The sequence below is a fragment of the Frankia sp. AiPs1 genome (genome assembly GCF_023716945.1).
GTDB lineage: Bacteria > Actinomycetota > Actinomycetes > Frankiales > Frankiaceae > Frankia.
In genome coordinates, this window is record NZ_JAMQQF010000604.1 from 1 (window position 1) to 3,541 (window position 3,541).

2 protein-coding genes and 1 pseudogene are annotated in these 3,541 nt (G+C 75.0%); all 3 read left to right on the plus strand.

Annotated elements, in window-relative coordinates; genetic code table 11:
• Positions 1-465 (plus strand): annotated as a pseudogene (locus ND748_RS28105) (hypothetical protein); the annotation flags it as partial.
• 418 nt (positions 466-883) lie between these two features.
• Positions 884-1,402: a hypothetical protein gene (locus ND748_RS28110; RefSeq protein ID WP_251749213.1), complete on the plus strand. Its 519-nt coding sequence runs from the start codon at positions 884-886 to the stop codon at positions 1,400-1,402.
• A gap of 42 nt (positions 1,403-1,444) precedes the next feature.
• The coding region (locus ND748_RS28115) for a helicase-associated domain-containing protein (RefSeq protein ID WP_251749214.1) at positions 1,445-3,541 on the plus strand (2,097 nt) is incomplete at its 3' end.

Below are 3,541 nucleotides of genomic sequence, written 5' to 3' on the forward strand. Positions count from 1 at the left end.
GCTGCGCGCCGGGACGGCCGGCCTCGCGCGCGATTCGACACGTCGCCCGAGCAGGGGCGCTCGCCGACGGATTCGGACGACCGCGACGCCCCGTACGACCGCGTGGACAGGCACGCCCGCGACGCCCCGTACGACGGCGACGCCCGGCACGCCCGTGAAGACCGGTACGCCCGCGACACCCGGTACGACGGCGATGCCCGGTACGACCGCCAGGAGTCGCGCGCACGCGGCGGTGGTCGTGCCCGGCCGGGCGGTCCGGTCAGCGGGCCTGGCCCGCGCCCGGGCGGGCGGCGCCGGCCCGGCCTGCTCCAGGTCGTGCTCGTGCTGGCGGCACTCGTCGTCGGGGTGTCGCTCGGCCGGACACTGGCGTTGCCCGGGGACGCCGGGACGGTCTCGCGGCTTGCGGACTGGGGCCGCGCAAACCACCTGTCGTTCCTCGTCGACCGGGTCGACACGCTGCGCTGAGGCCCCGGCCGGCCGAGGCCGATGGCCGCTTTGGTGATCCGGGTGGGAATGCCGTCGCAGGCGGTGACATAGTTACCGGTTTGTCGGGAGGAGGGGCATTGTTGTCGCCGTTGTCAAACTTGTCGCTTTATGGTCGCCCTTGCGTGTGATCAAGTCAATGTTCGGTTAACCTGCGATCTAGGGTCACAAGTGGCCTTCCGCCGTCGAGGCGGGGGAAGCGGACCCGGCCGAAATTGTTCCGTCCCAGTTTGCCGAATCCCCTTGCGTCCGGCGGTCCTCGGCGTGTCCAATCGGTATTGGTAGGTCTGTCGCATTCCGTCGACCTCGTCTCGTGAGCGCCCGCTACCGCCGGGCAGCCAGGTCGCCGATGTTCGACCGAACGCGTGCCCCGGCCTGCCAAGGCATCCAAGGAGGCCACGTGCGTCCGAGACTCGCAGTAGCCCCTGCGGCCCCGCTGGCCGGCGACGCCGGTCACGGGGCGTCGCAGCGGGACTGGACGGCGCCGGGTCTCGCGGGGACGGGTGCCACCATGGCCGACGTCTCCGAAGGCCCCGGTCGCCCGGCCACCGAGGCCGAGGCTGCCGCGATCGCCGCCGCCGTCCTCGACAGCCCGCTGGTCGCCACCGTCGCGGCGGATCTTCGCATCACCGGCATCCGTACCTCGACCGGCGCGCCGGACTGGGCGTTCGCCGTCCTGCGGACACCGGGCGGCACCGACCCCGCGATCGCCGTGCTGCGCTGGGACACCTGTTGCGGCTGGGTGCTGGACCAGGTCGGCACGGCCCGGCTCGGGGTCGGGGCGGGTGGCGGTGGCGGCCCGAGCATGCGGCGCGCGGACCTGCAGGTCGCCGGGGCGCCGGCGGTCCGCCGTGACGGCGCCGTCCGGCGGGGTTGCGACCCCGGCGTCCGGACGGGTGACGCGGCGCGTTCGGGGTAAGCCGCGGCGCTGTGTCCGGCTGGCGCCGGGCCAGCTACCGTCATGATGGTGTCGATGCCGGTCGATCCCGCGCCAGACGAGTCCACGACGCTCGTGGGCTGGTTGCGCGCGCTGCCCGACGAGGCGATCATCCGGCTGTTCCTGCTGCGGCCCGATCTCGCGACGCCACCGCCGCCGGACTTCGACGTCCTGGCCGCCCGGCTGGAGATCCGGGTGAGCGTCGCGCGTGCCCTGGAGCGCCTCGATACGAACGCGTGCGAGGTGCTGGAGGCGCTGACCATCCTGCCCTCCCCGGTGCCGCTCGCCGAGCTCACCGCATTCTGTGGGCACTCCGAGGTCGTCGGGGTGGTGCGCCGGCTGCGAGAGCTGGGTCTGCTCTGGGGTGACGACGGTGCGCTGCGGGTCGTCGGCATGGCCGTCGACCTCGTGGGAGCGCGGCCCCTCGGGCTCGGCCGGCCGGTGCGGGAGTGCCTGTCGGTGTACCGGCACACCCAGCTCGCCCGGGTCGCGGGCGCGATTGGCCTGATTCCGGCCGCGACAGATCCGACGGAGTCCGGGATCGGGTTCACCGGCCGTGCCGACCTCGTCGACGCCATCGCCGACCTGTTCGCCGATCCGACCCGGGTCCGCGGCTGGCTCGACGGGTGTTCCGAACGCGCTGACCAGCTCCTTCGCCGGCTGGCGGCCGGGCCCGCGCTGGGTACCACCGCCGAGGCGGGCCGGTTGCTCACCCTCGCCACGGCCCGCAGCCCGGTGGAGGAGCTGCTCGCCCGGGGTCTGCTGGTCGGGATCGACGATGACACCGTCGAGCTGCCGCGGGAGGTCGGCCTCGCAGTGCGCGGCGACGAGCCGGCCGGTCGGCTACATCCGCATCCGCCCGAGCTGACGGGCGCCGCCGTCGGCGCCTCGGCCGCCGACGCCGCGGCCGCGCTCGCCGCGGACACCGTGGTGCGCTGGGTCAGCATGCTGCTCGACGCGTGGGGCACGACGCCCGTGACGCCGTTGCGCACCGGCGGGGTGAGCGTGCGCGACCTGCGAACGACCGCGAAGCTGCTCGACACCGACGAGCGGACCGCCGCCTTCGTCGTGGAGCTCGCGGCGGCCGCCGGACTCGTCGACGCCACCGCCGGCGTCGACGTTCAGTACGTGCCCACCGCGGCCTACGACCGCTGGGGCACCGACCTGGTGGCGGCACGGTGGGCGGTGCTGGTCGAGGGCTGGCTGCGGTCGCCGAGCGCCGCCTGGCTGGTGGGCGAGCGGGACGAGCGGGGTCGCCAGATCGCCGCGATGTCGCTGGAGGTCCGCCGCTCCTCCGCACCGGATCTGCGCGCCCAGGTTCTGCGCGCGCTGGCGGCGGCGCCGGCCGGGGTGGCACCGACCGGCGAGTCGCTGCGCACCCTGCTGACCTGGCGGGCGCCCCGGCGGGCCGGCACGCTGCTGACCGGGATGATCGACGGCACCGTCGCCGAGGCGGAGCTGCTCGGCCTGACCGGACGGGGGGCACCCAGCACCGTCGGGCGACTGCTCGCCGGGCAGCTCGACGAGGAGAGCGCCGACCCGGCACGGGTCGTCGGCCTGCCAAGCCGGCCGGCCGGTGGGGACGCCGCACTGTGCGCCCGGCTTGCCGACGCGCTGGCGCCGCTGCTGCCCGAACCGGTCGAGGAGCTGCTGCTGCAGGCGGACCTGACCGCGGTCGCCCCCGGCCCGCTGGTTCCCCGGGTCGCCGCGCAGCTGGCGCGGATGGCGGATGTCGAGTCGTCGGGGGCCGCGACCGTCTACCGCTTCTCCGAGGAGTCGCTGCGCCGGGGGTTCGACTCGGGGCTGGCCGCTGAGGACATCCATGCCGCGCTCGAACGCCTGGGCCGCACGGGCGTTCCCCAGGGACTGACCTATCTGATCGACGACACCGCCCGGCGGCACGGCCGGCTGCGCGCCGGTCCGGCGTCAAGCTACCTGCGCTGCGACGACACCGCGCTGCTCGCCGAGGTGGTCGCGAGCCGCCGCACGCAGGCGCTGGGACTGCGCCGGATCGCGCCGACCATCGTCATCTCGTCGCTGCCGACGGGCGAGTTGCTGGCCGGCCTGCGCGCCGCGGGCTACGCGCCGGTCGCGGAGGCCCCCGACGGCAGGGTGGTGCTC